The sequence below is a fragment of the Aeromicrobium flavum genome (assembly GCF_007992115.1).
In the GTDB taxonomy this organism is placed as follows: domain Bacteria; phylum Actinomycetota; class Actinomycetes; order Propionibacteriales; family Nocardioidaceae; genus Aeromicrobium; species Aeromicrobium flavum.
Genome location: NZ_BJZQ01000024.1, coordinates 1 through 15835 on the forward strand (window position 1 = coordinate 1; position 15835 = coordinate 15835).

Genomic DNA, 15835 nt, shown 5'->3' on the forward strand with positions numbered 1-15835 from the left:
GCCGACCACGGCGCCCACCCCGGAGCCCACGGTCGAGCCGACCACGGCGCCGACGACGGAGCCCACGGTCGAGCCGACCACGGAGCCCACGGTCGAGCCCACCACGGAGCCGACGACCGAGCCCACCGAGCCGCCGCCCGCCGAGCCGGTCGATCTGTCCAAGGCCTTCGACTACGAGTGCAAGGTCACGGCAGGCGGCCTCAACCTGGGCCTACACCAGGTCGGCGTCCTCGCCGAGACCACGGTGCCCGGCTCGGTCCGTCCCGGCGAGGTCATCGCCCCGACTCCGGTCGACATCACGCTGACGATGCCCGAGAAGCTGCGGGCGTCGACCGTCGACCTGCTCGGTGGTCAGGCGGCCGACGGCGCCTCGCAGGACTCCTCCATCACGCTCACCACGGGAGGCCAGACGACGAACGTGGCCATCCCGAGCCTCGCCGCACCGCGCACCGACATCCCGCAGACGACCGCTCCGTGGCTGATCCCCGCGACCGGAACCGTCCCGGCGATCACGACGCCCGCCTACGCGGTCGGGACGGTCGACCTGGGCATGCCCGCGGGCTTCACGATCAAGGCGAGCATCTATCCCGCCGAGGGTGACACGATCCCGTCCGACCTGACGTGCACCGGCCCGGCCGAGCGCGGCCTGGGCAGCATCCCGGTCGACGACAGGCCGATCACCGAGCCGACCTCGCAGCCCACCTCGGAGCCCACGGTCGAGCCGACCACGGAGCCGACGGTCGAGCCGACCACGGAGCCGACGGTCGAGCCGACCACGGAGCCCACGGCTGAGCCGACCACGGAGCCCACGGCCGAGCCGACCGACGAGCCGACCGACGAGCCGACCGACGGCGCCGGTGACGAGGGACCCGAGCTGATCACGTCCGACATCGTGTCGCCCGGTGACGTGCTCACCTTCGCCTTCGGGCAGGACTGGGTCGGCCGGAAGGTGTCGTTCGTGCTGCGCTCCGATCCGATCGCCCTCGGCACCCGGACGGTCGACGTCTCGGGCCACGCCTCGGTGCGGATCCCGAAGAACGCGCCGCTCGGTGAGCACACCGTCCAGGTGCTGAGCAACAACCGGGTCATCGCCTCCGTGCCGGTCGAGATCGTCGCCGCCGACGTGGATGACGACGACGGCTGGACGGATGGCGACGGCGACGGCTACGACGACTCCGGGTGGCTCGCGTCCACCGGCGGTCCGAGTGCCGGCCTCGCCGCTCTGGGTGGCGCGCTGGTCCTCGGTGGTGCGGCCGTGATCACGCTGCGCCGCAGGACCCGCCGGGCCTGACGCGGCACGAGTGAGGCGGGGGCGGACCTTCGGGTCCGCCCCCGCTGCCGTGTGGACGCCGAGCGGCTAGGCTGGCCGGACACGACAGGGGAGCGCCATGCAGAGGGCGCTGAGAGTGCGGATCAGCCGCAGACCCTTGAACCTGCTCCGGTTAGCACCGGCGAAGGGAGTCACGATGAATTCTGCTCTGACGTCCACCACCCGTTACCGCACGATCGACCTGGTGACGATCGCGATGCTCGGCGTCGCGTTCGGGGTCATCTTCTGGGGTTGGGGGAAGCTCTACGACGTGATCGACCTCGGCGCCGCGGTCGGGTTCAAGCCCGCGGCCGCGCTGCTCGCCGGGATGTGGCTGATCGCCGGCGTGGTCGGCGGGCTCGTCGTCCGCCGCCCGGGCGCCGCGCTCGCCACCGAGCTGATCGCCGCCCTGGTGTCGATGATCGTGCTCGGCGGCACCTCCTGGGGCGCCTCGGTCCTGCTCTCCGGCCTCGTCCAGGGCCTCGGCGCCGAGCTGGTCTTCGCGGTGTTCCTCTATCGCCGGTACGACCTGCCCACGGCGATGCTCAGCGGCGCCCTCGCGGCCGTGTTCGCCGCCTTCTACGAGTGGAAGTACTACTTCGTGGACTGGGACCTCACGTGGCGCCTGGCCCACCTGGGCTTCTTCACCGTCTCGGGTCTGCTCATCGCCGGTGCCGGCGGGTGGCTGCTGGTGCGCTCGCTCGCCCGGGCGGGAGCCCTGGACTCGTTCCCGGCCCGGAGGTCGTGACGGCGTGACGATCGCGTTCCGCGACTTCTCCTGGACTCCGGTCCACGGCAGCAGGCCGGTGCTCGATCGACTCGACCTCACGGTCGCGCCCGGCGAGCGGCTGCTGCTCGTCGGGCCCAGCGGCAGCGGCAAGTCCACCGCCCTCCACGCGGTGGCCGGTGCGCTGGGCACGACGCTGGTGGGGGAGGCCTCGGGATCGGTCGAGGTCGAGGGACGCATCGGCATGGTCACGCAGAACCCGTCGTCGTCCATCGTGGCCGACCGGGTCGGGCGCGACGTCGCGTTCGGTCCGGAGAACCTCGGCCTGCCCCGCGACGAGATCTGGCGCCGGGTCGACGAGGCGCTCGCGGCGGTCGGCCTGCCGCACGACCGCGACCGCTTCACGAGCGCGCTGTCGGGGGGCGAGCGGCACCGGCTCGCGCTCGCGGGCGCCTTGGCGACCCGGCCTGACGTGCTGCTGCTCGACGAGCCCACCTCGATGCTCGATCCCGTCCTGGCGGAGGCGACGCGCGATGCGGTGCTGCGGGTCGTCGGCGGACGATCGCTCGTCGTCGTCGAGCACCGGTTCGACCTCTGGCTCGAGCACGTCGACCGGGTGGTGGTGCTCGACGCCGGCCGCGTCGTCTTCGACGGCTCGGTGCGCGACTTCCGGGTGGCCGCGGTGCCCGAGGCCCTCTGGATGCCGGGCCGGCCGGTGCCGGTCCCCGTCGAGGTGCCGGCCGACCTCGTCCGCCCGGTCGAGCCGATCACGGTCTCGGCGACGGATCTGGTGGTCGACCAGGTCACGCGCGGACTGCGCGGCACCGAGCGCACCCGCGCGGTGCGCGGGCTGACGGTCGAGCTGCACCCAGAGACGCTGACGGCGTTCGTCGGGCCCAGTGGCGCCGGCAAGTCCACGGCGCTGCTCGCGCTCGGGGGGCTGATCCGGCCGGTGTCCGGCCGGGTGGACCCGCCCTCGGAGATCGGGTGGTGCCCCCAGGACCCCGAGCTTGGCTTCGTCGCCACGTCGGTGCGCCGCGAGATCGAGGCCACGCCCCACGCGCTGGACCGCGCGGTCGACGTCGACGCACTGCTCGAGGCGGTCGGACTGGCCGGTCGCGGCGACGACCACCCCTACCGGCTCTCGGGCGGCGAGCAGCGACGCCTCGCGCTGGCGGCGTCGGCCGCCCATCGGCCGGGGCTCCTGCTGGCCGACGAGCCGACGGTCGGACAGGACCGCGGCACCTGGGCGCTCGTCGCGGGATGGCTCGGTTCGGCGGCACGCCATGGCGCGACCGTCGCCGTGGCCACGCACGACCCCGACCTGCCCCGTGACCGCGACGTGCTCCTGCAGGCGGGGGAGGCGGTGTCGTGACCGGGCTGCTGACGCGACTCAACCCGCTCGTCCTGCTGGCGATCGGGCTCACGGCCGCGCTCGGCTCGCCGGCCGTCCGGACCCTGCCGATCGCCCTGGCGGCAGTCACGACGTACGTGGTGTTCGTCGTCCTCACCGTTCCCTCGTGGCGCTACCCGGCCCTGTGCCTCGCGGTCGTGCTCCTGCCGATGGCCAGCGTCGCGTGGTCGACCTGGCTGCTGGGTGGCCGCGACGCGGAGGTCGCGGCCGTGGCGGGCCTGCGCACGTTCGTCCTGGCGTGGCCGGGTGCGGTGGCGGCCGGGTACATCGACGTGGCCCGGCTCGGTGACTACCTCGCCCAGTCGCTGCGCGTCCCCGGGCGCTTCGCCGCAGCGTTGTCGGCGGCGCTGCAGCGGGTCGCCGGGGCGTGGCGGACGTGGCACGACCTCGAGCGCAGCCGCCGCGCCCGGGCCCTGCCGCGGCGCCCGTGGTCGATGGCCTTCGCCCTCCTGGTCCACACGATCCGCGATGCCACCCGGACCTCGATCGCGATGGACGCGCGGGGCTTCGCCTCGGCCGGACGGCGCACGTGGGCGGAGCCCGCGACCTGGACGCGCAGCGACGTGTCGGTGCTCGTGACGGCCGTTCTCCTGGCCCTCCTGCCGACCGCTCTTCACCTCATCAGTCACTGACGCCACAGGCCGAGAAAGTGGCTTGCGTCACAGTGCAACTAGAGGTTACAGTCGTCGACATTGCCCGGGTCGCAGTCGAGATCACCGGGTGACGAGCAGGCCCCGAAGCGAGGAGAACCGATGCGCCAGAGCGCCTCAGCAGGACGTCGAGGACTTCGGTTCGCCATCGCCACCGGAGTGGTCGCGGCGGGCATGGTGCAGCTCTCCCCCGCCGCCAATGCGGCCGACGCGAAGGTCGAGCGGGTCGGGTACACGTGCAAGGCCACGAACTCCGTCATCAACCAGTCGCTCCAGGGCCCCCAGCAGTTCTACGTCACGGCCGAGACCACCCTGCCCGATCGCGTGCAGCCCGGCGAGACCGTCCCCGCGACGAAGGCCAAGCTGACGCTCGTCCTGCCGCCCAAGCTGGTCAACCGCCTGTACGGGCCGATGAAGGTCCGCCAGGTCAAGGGCGGCTCCGTCTCCGACACGATCCTGCAGGCGGTCTCGCCCGAGGGCGTGCTCGACACGCGCGCCGTGCCGGTCCGCAACCTGCTCGTCAAGAACTGGGTCGACCTCACGCCGGACCAGGAGGTGTCGATCGTCGCCGAGGGCGACGTCAACGCCGTCCCCGTGCCGTCGGACGTTCCCGGCGGCAACGGCCTGATCTACGTCCAGATGCCCCCGAAGTTCGTCCTCAACTCGGAGATGAACCCGCCCGTCATCGACGCGATCGACAAGGCCGACCTCAATTGCGTGCGTGACGCGAACGACGCGGCCTCCCGAGTCATCGGCACGATCCCGATCGGCGCCGGCTGCTCGGAGTCCGAGTGCCCCCTGCCTGCCGAGAACGCGACACCCTCCGATCCCGATGACGGCGACGATGACGGCCCCAACGACGGCAGCGGCACCGATCCCGACGTGATCGAGCCCGGTGACCCGGCGCCCATCACGCCGGTCGACGGCTACAACGACGACGACTACGGCGTCAGCCCGGCCGACGCGGACGACGGCGGGTCCACCGACTCGGCGAACTACACCACCACGGAGCTCCCGGCGACCGGCTCGCCGTTCGGTCCGGCGCTGATTGGAGTGCTCGGCGCACTCGCCCTGGCGCGCATCGCGCTGGTCGTGCGCTCGCGTCGCCGCAGCGCCTGACCGATCCACTCGCGATGCCCGCCGGAGACGGCGGGTCCGTACCCCCCTGTAAGGAGCCCTGATGGGTGTCGAAGTTCGGGTCGAAGGACTGACGAAGGCCTTCGGCAAGCAGACGATCTGGCGCGACGTGTCCTTGACGCTCCCGGCCGGCCAGATCAGCGTCATGCTCGGCCCGTCCGGCACCGGCAAGTCGGTGTTCCTCAAGACCCTGATCGGCCTCATCAAGCCCGATGAGGGCCACATCTTCATCGAGGGCGTCGACATCGCCACCTGCAGCGAGAAGGACCTCTACGAGATCCGCAAGTTGTTCGGGGTGCTGTTCCAGGACGGCGCGATGTTCGGCTCGATGACCCTGTTCGACAACGTCGCCTTCCCGCTGCGCGAGCACACCCGCAAGACCGAGTCCGAGATCAGCGACATCGTCATGGAGAAGATGACGATGGTCGGCCTCGTCGGCGCCGAGGACAAGCTCCCCGGCGAGATCTCCGGCGGCATGCGCAAGCGCGCCGGCCTGGCGCGCGCCCTCGTGCTCGAGCCCGAGATCATCCTGTTCGACGAGCCCGACTCGGGCCTCGACCCGGTGCGCACCGCGTTCATCAACCAGCTGATGGTCGACCTGAACCAGCAGACCGAGGCCACGTTCCTCATCGTCACGCACGACATCAACACGGCGCGCACCGTGCCCGACAACATCGGGCTGCTCTACCACCGGCACCTGTCGATGTTCGGCCCGCGCGAGATGCTCCTGTCCAGCGAGGAGCCCGCGGTCCGCCAGTTCCTCAACGCGCAGACCGTCGGCCCCATCGGCATGAGCGAGGAGAAGGACGCCGACGAGCTGGCGGCCGAGGACCACAGCACGCTCCCGCCGCTCCCGCCGATCCCGCTGCAGCTCTTCCCGTCCGACGGCCGGCCGCGCGCGACGCAGCCCGAGCCCGGCGCGTGGTGCGCGGCCAACGGGGTCGTGCCGCCGCCCGGCTCGTTCCTCGACGACGGCTCCAGCTTCACCGTGCCCCCGCAGACCTCCGTCGCCGGCGGTGCCCGGTGAGCATGCTCGGCGTCGTCACCGGTCCGCTGGCGACCGCGGGCAAGCTCTTCGCGTTCGGCGCCGACGTGCTGCTCGCGGTGTTCAAGCGCCCGTTCCAGTTCCGCGAGTTCGTCCAGCAGGCGTGGTTCATCGCGTCCGTCACGATCATCCCGATCGCCCTGGTGGCCATCCCCTTCGGCGCGGTCGTGGCCCTGCAGACCGGCAGCCTCGTCCAGCAGTTCGGCGCCCAGTCGTTCGTCGGCTCCGCCGCGGTGCTCGCCGTGCTGCGCGAGGCCGCGCCCATCGCGACCGCCCTGCTCGTGGCCGGCGCCGGCGGATCGGCCATCGCGGCCGACCTCGGCGCGCGCAAGATCCGCGAGGAGCTCGACGCGATGATGGTGCTCGGCATCGACCCCATCCAGCGGCTGGTCGTGCCCCGCGTGCTGGCCTGCATGCTGGTGGCCGTCTTCCTCAACGGACTCGTCAGCGTCGTCGGCGTGCTGGGCGGCTACATCTTCAACGTCGTCCTCCAGGGCGGCACGCCCGGTGCCTACCTGGCGTCCTTCACCGCGCTGGCGCAGACCCCCGACCTCTACCAGGGCATGGCCAAGGCGCTCGTGTTCGGCCTGATCGCCGCGATCGTCTCCACCTACATGGGCATGCACGCCGACGGCGGCCCCCAGGGCGTGGGCCAGGCCGTCATGGAGTCGGTCGTCATCACCTTCCTGCTGCTGTTCATGGCCAACTTCGTCATGAGCGCCCTGTACTTCCAGCTCATCCCGGCGAAGGCGTTGTGACGTGGCGAGTGTGAGGACCGCGTACCGCCGCCCGCTGACGGTCCTGGACGACCTGGGCCTGCAGCTGGCCTTCTACCTGCGGGTGATCGCGTGGATGCCCCGCGTCGTCACGCGCTACCCGCGCGAGATCATGCGCCTGCTGTCCGAGGTCACCTTCGGTCGCGGCTCGCTCGCCGTCATCGGCGGCACGGTGGGCGTCATCACGGCGATGTCGTTCTTCACCGGCGTCGAGGTCGGCATGCAGGGCCACAGCGCCCTCGAGCAGCTCGGCACGAGCGCCTTCGCGGGCTTCTTCTCGGCGTACTTCAACACGCGTGAGATCGCCCCGCTCGTGGCGGGCATCGCCCTGGCGGCCACCGTGGGCTGCGGCTTCACGGCCCAGCTCGGCGCCATGCGGATCTCCGAGGAGGTCGACGCGCTCGAGACGATGGCGATCCCCTCGCTGCCGTACCTCGTCAGCACGCGCGTGATCGCCGGCATGATCGCGATCGTCCCGCTGTACATGCTCGGGCTGATGTCATCCTACTTCGCCACGAGAATCACGATCACCGCGATCTACGGGCAGAGCTCTGGCACGTACGACCACTACTTCAGCCTGTTCCTGCCACCGGAGGACGTGCTCTGGTCCTTCTTCAAGGTGCTGGTGTTCGCCGCGTTGGTCATCCTGATCCACTGCTACTACGGCTACTACGCCAGCGGCGGACCCGTCGGCGTCGGCGTGGCCGTGGGCCGCGCCGTCCGCACGTCGATCGTCGTCATCAACGTGGCCGACCTGCTGATGTCGATGGCGATCTGGGGCACCACCACGACCGTGAGGCTGGCCGGCTGATGGCACGCGTCCCCACCCTCGAGAAGCCGGCCGTCGTCCGCGGCCTGGGCGTCGTCATGGTCGGCCTGATCGTCGCGTGCCTGTTCCTGACGTACGCCATGTTCACGAAGCTGTTCTCCGACGACCTCCCGGTCACGATCCGCAGCAACGGCGTCGGCCTGCAGCTCAACCGCAACGCCGACGTCAAGCTGCGTGGTGTGATCGTGGGCCGCGTCGAGCGCATCACCTCCGAGAAGGGCGAGGCGGTGATCCACCTCAAGCTCGATCCCGACCAGCAGGGCGTGATCCCGTCCGACGTCCAGGCGTTCGTCACCCCGAAGACGCTGTTCGGTGAGAAGTTCATCGACCTGCAGCCCGTCGCGCAGTCGTCCGGCACCCCGATCCGCGCCGGCGACGAGATCGTCCAGGCGGCCCTGCCCACCGAGGTCGAGAAGCTCCTCGCCGACCTCGACCCGCTGCTCACGGCGCTCAACCCCACCGACCTGTCGTTCGTGCTCACCGCGCTGTCCGACGCGCTGTCCGGGGAGGGCGAGTCGGTGGGCGAGACCCTCGAGACCCTGTCGACCTACATGCAGAAGATGACCCCGCTGGCCGACGACATCGTCAAGGACATCACCCTGCTGGGCGAGACGGCCGACACCTACGCCGACGCGATGCCCGAGATCGGCCAGACACTGCGCAACGCGGTCGTCACGGGCAACACCCTGACCGCGCGCCGGGCCCAGCTGCAGACGCTCTTCACCGAGACCGCCGCCTTCGCGACGTCCGCCGAGAAGCTCGTCGACCGCTCGGGCGAGGACTTCATCACGCTCTCGCGCGACTCCCAGCCCACGCTCGACCTGCTGGCGAACTACTCGCCGACCCTCGAGTGCGTCCTCAAGGGCATCGACCGCCTCAAGCCGGCCATCGACAACACCTTCCGCGACCAGCGGGCGCACGTCTCGATCGAGTTCGCGGCCCGCTCGCCGCGCGAGTACGGCGGCGGCGACGCGCCCCGCGTGCCGGCGGCCACGGGTGGCCCCGAGGCCGTCATGCCGAGCTGCGCGACGCTGCCGAAGACCCCCTACACCGGCAAGCGACCCTCGCCGGGCATGAGCGACGACCTGATGGGCCAGCTGGGCATCGGCGGCGACCTGGGCAAGCGCTCGCCCCTGTCCGACCCGTCGGCCGCCGGCCCCGCGGGCAGCGAGGCCGAGCAGCAGCAGATCCAGGCCATCGTGGCCTCGGCGATGGGCGTCGCCCCCGGCGACGTCCCCGACATCGCCCAGCCGCTCTTCGGCCCGGTGCTGCGTGGCGCGGAGGTGACCCTCGGATGAGCAGGACCGGATTCGACCGCCGCACGGCCGTCGCCTTCACGAAGCTGATGGCGTTCCTCGTCATCACGGGGCTCATGACGGCCCTGCTGGCTGCGGTCATCGGCAACGCCACCTTCGACCGGACCCACGAGTACAAGGCGGTCTTCACCGACGTGACGAGCCTCGTCGAGGGCGACGACGTCCGCATCGCGGGCGTCCGCGTCGGCAACGTGGCCGACGTCCGGGTGCGGTCGGGATCGACCGCGGAGGTGACGTTCCGCGTCGACTCCGACATCACGCTGACCGAGAGCACCGAGGCCACCTTGCGCTACCGCAACATGATCGGTCAGCGCTACCTCGCGCTCAGCGAGGGCACGGACGGCCCCGCGGGTCGCCTCCGGCCCGGCCAGACCGTCGACCTCGACCGCACGACTCCGGCCCTGGACCTGACCGACCTGTTCGGCGGCTTCCAGCCGTTGTTCGAGGCGCTGTCGCCCGAGGACACCAACCAGCTGGCCTACGAGCTGATCCAGGTCTTCCAGGGTGAGAGCGGCACCGTCGAGAGCCTGCTGTCGCACACCGCGTCGCTGACCGGCACGCTCGCCGAGCGCGACGAGCTCATCGGCTCGGTGATCGACAACCTCACCGTCGTGCTCACCTCGTTCAACGAGCGTGACGACGAGCTGTCCTCGGCGATCTCCACCCTGCAGCAGCTCATCACCGGACTGAAGGACGACCGCGGCGTGCTGACCGACTCCCTCGACGACATCGCGACCCTCACCGGCGAGACCGCCGGCCTGCTGGAGGAGTCGCGACCGGCCCTCACGGCCGACATCAAGAACCTGCGCCGGTTCGCCGACAAGGTCGGCACGAAGAAGGCGCGTCAGGACCTCGACAACACGCTGGGCATCCTGCCGATCAAGATCGACCGGATCGGACGCACCGGCGAGTACGGCTCCTTCTTCAACTTCTTCATCTGCGACGTGGGCGTGAACGGCCAGGTGCCGTCGCTGAGCGGCGTCCCCGGCTGGGAGAAGAACCGCCCCTTCAAGACGACCAAGCGCGTCACCGTGACCGGGTCGGGGGTGAGTCGATGCCGCTGACCATGAAGCCGTTCCGCGACCGCAACGCGGCCGCCGTCGGCGCCGTCGCGCTGCTGATCATCGCGCTGGTGCTCGCCGTGGCCACCCAGGCCTCGAGCCTGCCGGTCATCGGCGGCGGCGCGAAGTACGCCGCCGAGTTCACCGAGGTCGGCGGGCTCAAGAAGGGCGACGACGTCCGGCTGGCCGGCGTCCGTGTCGGCGAGGTCGCGAGCCTCGACCTGCGCGGCGACAAGGTGCGCGTGACGTTCCGGATGAAGAAGGACCGCGACCGGCTCGGCAGCCAGACCGGCGCCTCCGTCCGGATCAAGTCCCTGCTCGGCACGATGTACGTCGCGCTCGAGCCCGACGGTCCCGGCACGCTGGAGAAGGGCGCGGTCATCCCCGCCTCCCGCACCAAGGCCCCGTACGACATCGTCCAGGCGTTCTCCGGCCTCACCGAGACCACCCAGGAGATCGACCAGGACCAGCTCGCGCAGGCGCTCCGGACGGTCAGCGACGTCGCCGCCAAGACGCCCGAGGAGTTCCGCGAGGCGGTCACCAACGTCACGGCGCTGTCCAACAACCTCGCCGAGCGCGACGAGGAGATCGAGGCGCTGCTCAAGAACATCGACGGCATCTCCGGCGTGCTGGCCGACCGCAACACCGAGTTCGTCAAGCTCTTCGAGGACGGGTCGGTGCTGTTCGACGCGCTGACCGCGCGCCGCGACGCGATCCATCAGGTGCTGGTCAGCGTCACCGCGATGTCGGACGAGATCGACAAGCTCGTCGTCGACACCCGCGACGACCTGAAGCCGGCGCTCAACCGCCTGGCCGGCGTCGTCAAGGTCCTGCGTCAGAACGAGGCCAACATCGAGGCCGCGATCCAGCAGCTGCCCGCGTACTACGCGATGGTCGCCAACAACGGCGCCAACGGGCCGTGGCTCGACTCCTACGTCTACAACCTGCTGAGCATCCTCGGCGTCGAGGGAGGTCTGTGATGCACCAGCTCTCCCGCGGATTCGTGGCCATCGCGGCCGCCGTGCTGTGCCTGGTGGTGGTCGCCGCCCTCGCGTTGGTCGTGCTCCCGCGCTCGGACGAGAACGTGATCACCGTCGACTTCGACCGCACCGTCTCCCTGTATGAGGGCTCCAGCGTCCGCATCCTGGGGGTCACCGTCGGCACCGTCGAGAAGATCACGCCGCGTGGCCAGAACGTCCGGGCGCGCATCGCGTGGGACTCCGAGTACGAGGTGCCGGCCGACGTGCGGGCCGTCATCGTGTCGCCCTCGGTTGTCGGCGACCGCTTCGTCCAGCTGACGCCCGCCTACACCGGCGGCGCCAAGCTCAAGGACGGCACGCACCTCGACCAGTCGCGGACGGCCACCCCCACCGAGCTCGACGACACGTACGCCGCGCTCGACCGGGTCGCCACGACGCTGGGCCCGAAGGGGATCAACGAGGACGGCACGCTCAGCGACCTGGTGGCCAACTCGGCCGACAACCTCGACGGCAAGGGGGCCGAGATCCGCGAGAGCATCGCGGCATTGGCCAAACTGACCAGGACGGTCGACGGCAATAAGACCGAGCTCTTCACCTCGGTCGAGAAGATCGAGCGCTTCGTGACGGCGATGGAGACCAACGACGCGAGCGTCCGGCAGTTCAACTCCAGCCTCGCCGACGTCTCGGGCGTGCTGGCCGACGAGGGTGACGACCTGCAGCTCGCGGTCTCCGAGCTCGCGACAGCGCTGCAACAGGTCCAGTCCTACGTGTCCGAGAACCGCACGGCACTGCGCACGAACGTCCGGGGGCTCTCCCGCGTGACCGACTCCCTGGCCCAGCAGCGCAAGGACCTGGAGAAGATCCTCGACCAGGGCCCGAAGGCGCTGTCCAACCTCGCGCTGGCCTACAACCCCACGACCGGCACCCTCGACGCCCGCGCCTCGACGAAGGGCTCGAAGAGCGGCAAGTTCTCGGTGCTGACCGAGGCCGAGATCATCAGCGGCTACTGCGGCATCGCGAGCAAGCAGAACGAGAAGTACGAGTCGGCCTGCTACGCGCTGCAGAGCGTCCTGGCCTGGCTCGCCGCCCACGCGCCGGGCGCCGAGCCCGCCGCCGGAGCCGCGGGCGGGACGCCCGAGGCGCCGGCAGAGCCGACGTCGTCCGACGATGCCCTGGCCGATGTGATGGGGGTGTCGTGATGATCCGCAGGCTGCGACCCCGGCATGCCCTGGTGGCCGTCGTCGCACCCCTCGCGCTGGTCTCGGGCTGTGTCTCCAGCGTCGGCGACCTACCGCTGCCCGGTGGTGCCGACCTCGGCGACGACCCCTACACCGTCGTGATCGAGTTCCAGGACGTGCTCGACCTCGTGCCGCAGAGCGCGGTCAAGGTCAACGACGTCTCGGTCGGCCGGGTCACCAAGGTCGAGCTCGACGGCTGGCGGGCCAAGGTCACCGTCAAGCTCAACGGCGACGTCGACCTGCCCGACCAGGCCGTCGCCTCGATCCGCCAGACCTCGATCCTGGGCGAGAAGTTCGTCTCGCTCGCCCCTCCCGAGGAGGGCGGCGGCAAGGTCGGCCGACTCGATGACGGCGACGTCATCCCGCTGGCCCGCTCGGGCAACGCGCCGGAGATCGAGCAGGTCCTGGCCGCGATGTCGCTCGTGCTGAACGGCGGCGCCCTCGGCAAGGCGCAGGTCATCAGCCGCGAGCTCAACACGGCGCTGTCGGGCCGCGAGGCCGACGTGCGCCGGCTGGTGCGCCGTCTCGACGAGTTCGTGGGCGTCGCCGACGACTCCAAGGGCGACATCGTCGCGGCGATCGAGCAGATCGACCGGCTGGCCCAGAACACCAACGACCAGAAGCAGGCCATCGACGCCGCCCTCGACGACCTGCCGGCCGCGCTGCGCACGGTCAACGAGCAGCGCGCCAACCTGGTCAAGATGCTCGACGCCCTGTCCGAGCTGGGCAGCGTCGGGTCCGAGGTCATCGTCAAGAGCAAGGAAGCCGTCGTGGCCGACCTCAAGGCCCTCGCGCCCGTCCTGGACGCCCTCGGCTCGGCCGGCGACGCGCTGGTGACCTCCCTCGAGGTGCTGCCCACGTTCCCGTTCCCGGACTCGCTGGTCGGCAGGACGCCCGCGGAGGCGAACGCCTACCAGATGGGCGACTACCTGAACGTGTCGATGGACTTCAACACCGACATGGCCACGACCATCGGGCTCATGACCGAGGCCGAGCGGGCGTCCCTCAAGGAGGCGCTCCGGGAGAAATCCGTCTCGGGAGTGCTCGCGAAGTCGGTGGTCGCGCCGTGATCACGCAGCGCGTCAAGGTCCAGCTCGCGATCTTCCTCGTCGGCACGCTCGTGGCGATGACGTACATCGGGGCGAACTACGCTCACGTCGACCGCCTCTTCGGCAGCGGCTACACCGTCACCGTCCAGATGGCCGAGTCCGGCGGCATCTTCACCACCGCCGACGTCACCTACCGCGGCGTCAGCGTCGGCCGCGTCACCGACATGTGGCTCGACGGCGACGGCGTCAAGGTCGAGGTCCGGGTCGAGCCTGGGGCCCCCGACATCCCCGCCGACACCGACGTCGTCATCGCGAGCCGCTCGGCGGTCGGCGAGCAGTTCCTCGACTTCCAGCCGCGCACCGACAAGGGCCCATTCCTCGACGACGACTCGGTCATCGCTCGCGAGCGCACCCAGGTGCCGGTCGACACCCGCACGCTGCTGTCGAACGTCAGCGACCTGCTGGGATCGGTCGACAACGAGGACCTCAGCACGGTGATCACCGAGCTGGGCGCGGCGTTCGAGGGCTCGTCGCAGGACCTCCGCACGATCATCGACTCGTCGAACTCGTTCATCACCGAGGCCGACCAGAAGTACGAGGTCACGGCCGCGCTGATCAAGAACTCGACCACCGTCCTGCAGACGCAGGTCGACTCGCAGAACGACATCCGCGCGTTCGCGAAGAACCTGCGCGCGCTGTCGACCGCGGTGCGCTCGTCCGACCAGGACCTGCGCCAGGTGATCGACTCCGGTGCGCCCACGGCGAAGACGATGCGCGCGCTCATCGACGAGAACGCCGACGACATCGCGTCCCTGCTCGACGACGCGATCACGCTCAACTCGGTCGTGCGCGCCAACCTCGGCGGTGTGCGCGGCGTGCTGGTCATCGCGCCGTACGGCGTCGAGAGCGCCTTCTCGATCATCGCCCGCGACTCGCGCACGGGGCAGTTCGCAGCCCGCATGAGCCTGTCGCTGCAGCCGGAGAACTCGCCCTGCCTGAAGGGCTACCAGCCCGAGTCCGAGCAGCGCACGCCCTACGACCGCACGGTCGAGAAGTGGGACCGCTCGTTCACGTGCGCCGAGAAGCTGGCGCGGGGGTCCAAGCGGTCTGGCGCGACCGGTGCGTCGGCGTCGGGCGAGGCGGACGGTGGCGTCGTCCTGGGCACGTACGATGTGGCGACGAAGCAGCTGGTGGAGGGCGACGAGACCTCGACGATCCCCCCGGCGCTCGATCTCGGCGAGGAGTCGTGGAAGTGGATGATGCTCGGGCCCGCGGTGGCACGGTGAATCGCGGTCGATCGATCGTCGCAGGGCTCGTGGTGGTCACGCTGGTCGCGCTCGCGGCCGGCACGGCGCTGCTGGTCCGCGGTCCGCAGATCCCCGCCTACGCCGACTCCTCGAGCCGCCAGGACGTCCGCGCGGCGACCGAGCGGTTCGCGACGGCGATCAACACCTACGACGTCACCGACCTCGACGAGTACACGAAGCGGGTCGAGCCGTTGCTGACCGATGAGCTCGCCGAGCAGTTCCAGGCGTCCACGCGCGACCTGCTGGCCAAGTTCGAGGCCGCCAAGATCGTCTCGAGGGGCAAGGTCGGCCAGGTCGCCGTCGACAGCATCGACCGCGACAGCGCCGAGGCGATCGCCGCGATCACCATCAGCACCGAGCCCGAGAACGTCCAGTACGGCCAGCCCCGGTTGAGGTGGCGGGTCTCTCTGGTGAAGGACGACGGACAGTGGCTCGTCGAGAACTTCTCCAACGTCACGGTCGAGACCGAGGCCGCCGCCGGGGGTGAGGACAAGTGAGCCTCCGTCGCCCCCGCGCCCGCACGGCCCTGGCGGTCCTCGCCGCCTGCGCCGTCGTGTTCGCGCTCGTGTCCCTGCTGGTGGTCCAGCGTGCCGAGGCCGCAGCGCAGGACCAGGCCGACGCCCAGGACGCCGCCGTCGCCGCGGCATCCAAGGCGCTGCCCGAGATGCTCGGCTACGAGCACGCGTCGATCGCCGACGACCTCGAGGCCGCCACCGAGGTCATGACGAAGAAGTTCGCGAAGAAGTACTCCGAGCTGGCGCCCCAGCTCATCGCCACGGCCGACCAGCGTCAGATCGACGTCGTGGCCACCGTCCGCACCATCGCGGCGCTCGAGTGCGGTCAGGAGTGCTCGACCTCGCAGGTGCGTGTCCTGGCGTTCGTCGACCAGAACCGCACGATCGCGGCCAAGCCGGGCTCGCCCGCGGCGCTCTCAGTGGTGCTGGAGATGAAAAAGGTCGACGGCGACTGGCTCGTCAACGACCTGACGACCAGCTGA

16 protein-coding genes and 1 riboswitch are annotated in these 15835 nt (G+C 70.6%); all 16 genes read left to right on the forward strand.

Translation table 11 applies throughout. The features are described from left to right. A partial coding sequence (locus AFL01nite_RS15400; RefSeq protein ID WP_186813975.1) for a DUF6801 domain-containing protein occupies positions 1 to 1291 on the forward strand: 1291 nt, incomplete at its 5' end. Positions 1292 to 1367: 76 nt separating this feature from the next. Beyond that, positions 1368 to 1477, forward strand: a riboswitch (TPP riboswitch). Next, positions 1467 to 2057: an ECF transporter S component gene (locus tag AFL01nite_RS14750; RefSeq protein ID WP_146828709.1), complete on the forward strand. Its 591-nt coding sequence runs from the start codon at positions 1467 to 1469 to the stop codon at positions 2055 to 2057. (Overlaps the previous riboswitch by 11 nt.) A gap of 4 nt (positions 2058 to 2061) precedes the next feature. Next, on the forward strand, positions 2062 to 3411 hold the full coding sequence (locus tag AFL01nite_RS14755; protein ID WP_186813976.1) for an ABC transporter ATP-binding protein: 1350 nt from the start codon (positions 2062 to 2064) through the stop codon (positions 3409 to 3411). Continuing rightward, entirely contained in the window at positions 3408 to 4082 is a 675-nt protein-coding gene (locus AFL01nite_RS14760; protein WP_146828713.1) for an energy-coupling factor transporter transmembrane component T family protein, read from the forward strand. The genes AFL01nite_RS14755 and AFL01nite_RS14760 overlap by 4 nt, the downstream gene beginning before the upstream one ends. A gap of 120 nt (positions 4083 to 4202) precedes the next feature. After that, on the forward strand, positions 4203 to 5219 hold the full coding sequence (locus AFL01nite_RS14765) for a DUF6801 domain-containing protein (RefSeq protein WP_146828715.1): 1017 nt from the start codon (positions 4203 to 4205) through the stop codon (positions 5217 to 5219). Between the two features lie 61 nt (positions 5220 to 5280). Then, a complete protein-coding gene (locus AFL01nite_RS14770) occupies positions 5281 to 6264 on the forward strand; it encodes an ABC transporter ATP-binding protein (RefSeq protein WP_146828717.1) in 984 nt (327 codons plus the stop codon). 2 nt (positions 6265 to 6266) lie between these two features. Continuing rightward, complete coding sequence (locus tag AFL01nite_RS14775; protein ID WP_146828756.1) at positions 6267 to 7040, forward strand: MlaE family ABC transporter permease; 774 nt, start codon at positions 6267 to 6269, stop codon at positions 7038 to 7040. Position 7041: 1 nt separating this feature from the next. Continuing rightward, positions 7042 to 7869 carry an MlaE family ABC transporter permease gene (locus tag AFL01nite_RS14780; protein WP_246119741.1) on the forward strand — a complete coding sequence of 276 codons (828 nt, stop codon included), beginning with the start codon at positions 7042 to 7044 and terminating at the stop codon, positions 7867 to 7869. Continuing rightward, positions 7869 to 9185, forward strand: coding sequence for an MCE family protein (locus tag AFL01nite_RS14785; RefSeq protein WP_146828721.1), 1317 nt, complete (start codon positions 7869 to 7871; stop codon positions 9183 to 9185). The genes AFL01nite_RS14780 and AFL01nite_RS14785 overlap by 1 nt, the downstream gene beginning before the upstream one ends. Beyond that, positions 9182 to 10267, forward strand: coding sequence for an MCE family protein (locus AFL01nite_RS14790; RefSeq protein WP_146828724.1), 1086 nt, complete (start codon positions 9182 to 9184; stop codon positions 10265 to 10267). Before AFL01nite_RS14785 ends, AFL01nite_RS14790 begins: the two co-directional genes overlap by 4 nt. After that, positions 10258 to 11244: an MCE family protein gene (locus AFL01nite_RS14795; RefSeq protein WP_146828726.1), complete on the forward strand. Its 987-nt coding sequence runs from the start codon at positions 10258 to 10260 to the stop codon at positions 11242 to 11244. Before AFL01nite_RS14790 ends, AFL01nite_RS14795 begins: the two co-directional genes overlap by 10 nt. Then, complete coding sequence (locus tag AFL01nite_RS14800) at positions 11244 to 12443, forward strand: MCE family protein (RefSeq protein WP_146828728.1); 1200 nt, start codon at positions 11244 to 11246, stop codon at positions 12441 to 12443. Before AFL01nite_RS14795 ends, AFL01nite_RS14800 begins: the two co-directional genes overlap by 1 nt. Continuing rightward, positions 12443 to 13552 (forward strand): MCE family protein, encoded by a 1110-nt coding sequence (locus AFL01nite_RS14805; RefSeq protein ID WP_246119742.1) that lies wholly within the window; start codon positions 12443 to 12445, stop codon positions 13550 to 13552. Before AFL01nite_RS14800 ends, AFL01nite_RS14805 begins: the two co-directional genes overlap by 1 nt. Next, complete coding sequence (locus AFL01nite_RS14810) at positions 13549 to 14817, forward strand: MCE family protein (protein WP_146828732.1); 1269 nt, start codon at positions 13549 to 13551, stop codon at positions 14815 to 14817. Before AFL01nite_RS14805 ends, AFL01nite_RS14810 begins: the two co-directional genes overlap by 4 nt. Further along, a complete protein-coding gene (locus AFL01nite_RS14815) occupies positions 14814 to 15335 on the forward strand; it encodes an Rv1363c family protein (RefSeq protein ID WP_146828734.1) in 522 nt (173 codons plus the stop codon). Before AFL01nite_RS14810 ends, AFL01nite_RS14815 begins: the two co-directional genes overlap by 4 nt. Continuing rightward, positions 15332 to 15835 (forward strand): hypothetical protein, encoded by a 504-nt coding sequence (locus tag AFL01nite_RS14820; RefSeq protein ID WP_146828736.1) that lies wholly within the window; start codon positions 15332 to 15334, stop codon positions 15833 to 15835. The genes AFL01nite_RS14815 and AFL01nite_RS14820 overlap by 4 nt, the downstream gene beginning before the upstream one ends.

Bases quoted from the DNA above. Each gene is read 5' to 3' on its own strand.
- AFL01nite_RS14750 (WP_146828709.1), top strand. From the start codon at position 1,467: ATGAATTCTGCTCTGACGTCCACCACCCGTTACCGCACGATCGACCTG.
- AFL01nite_RS14765 (WP_146828715.1), top strand. From the start codon at position 4,203: ATGCGCCAGAGCGCCTCAGCAGGACGTCGAGGACTTCGGTTCGCCATC.
- AFL01nite_RS14770 (WP_146828717.1), top strand. From the start codon at position 5,281: ATGGGTGTCGAAGTTCGGGTCGAAGGACTGACGAAGGCCTTCGGCAAG.
- AFL01nite_RS14775 (WP_146828756.1), top strand. From the start codon at position 6,267: ATGCTCGGCGTCGTCACCGGTCCGCTGGCGACCGCGGGCAAGCTCTTC.
- AFL01nite_RS14785 (WP_146828721.1), top strand. From the start codon at position 7,869: ATGGCACGCGTCCCCACCCTCGAGAAGCCGGCCGTCGTCCGCGGCCTG.
- AFL01nite_RS14790 (WP_146828724.1), top strand. From the start codon at position 9,182: ATGAGCAGGACCGGATTCGACCGCCGCACGGCCGTCGCCTTCACGAAG.
- AFL01nite_RS14795 (WP_146828726.1), top strand. From the start codon at position 10,258: ATGCCGCTGACCATGAAGCCGTTCCGCGACCGCAACGCGGCCGCCGTC.
- AFL01nite_RS14800 (WP_146828728.1), top strand. From the start codon at position 11,244: ATGCACCAGCTCTCCCGCGGATTCGTGGCCATCGCGGCCGCCGTGCTG.
- AFL01nite_RS14805 (WP_246119742.1), top strand. From the start codon at position 12,443: ATGATCCGCAGGCTGCGACCCCGGCATGCCCTGGTGGCCGTCGTCGCA.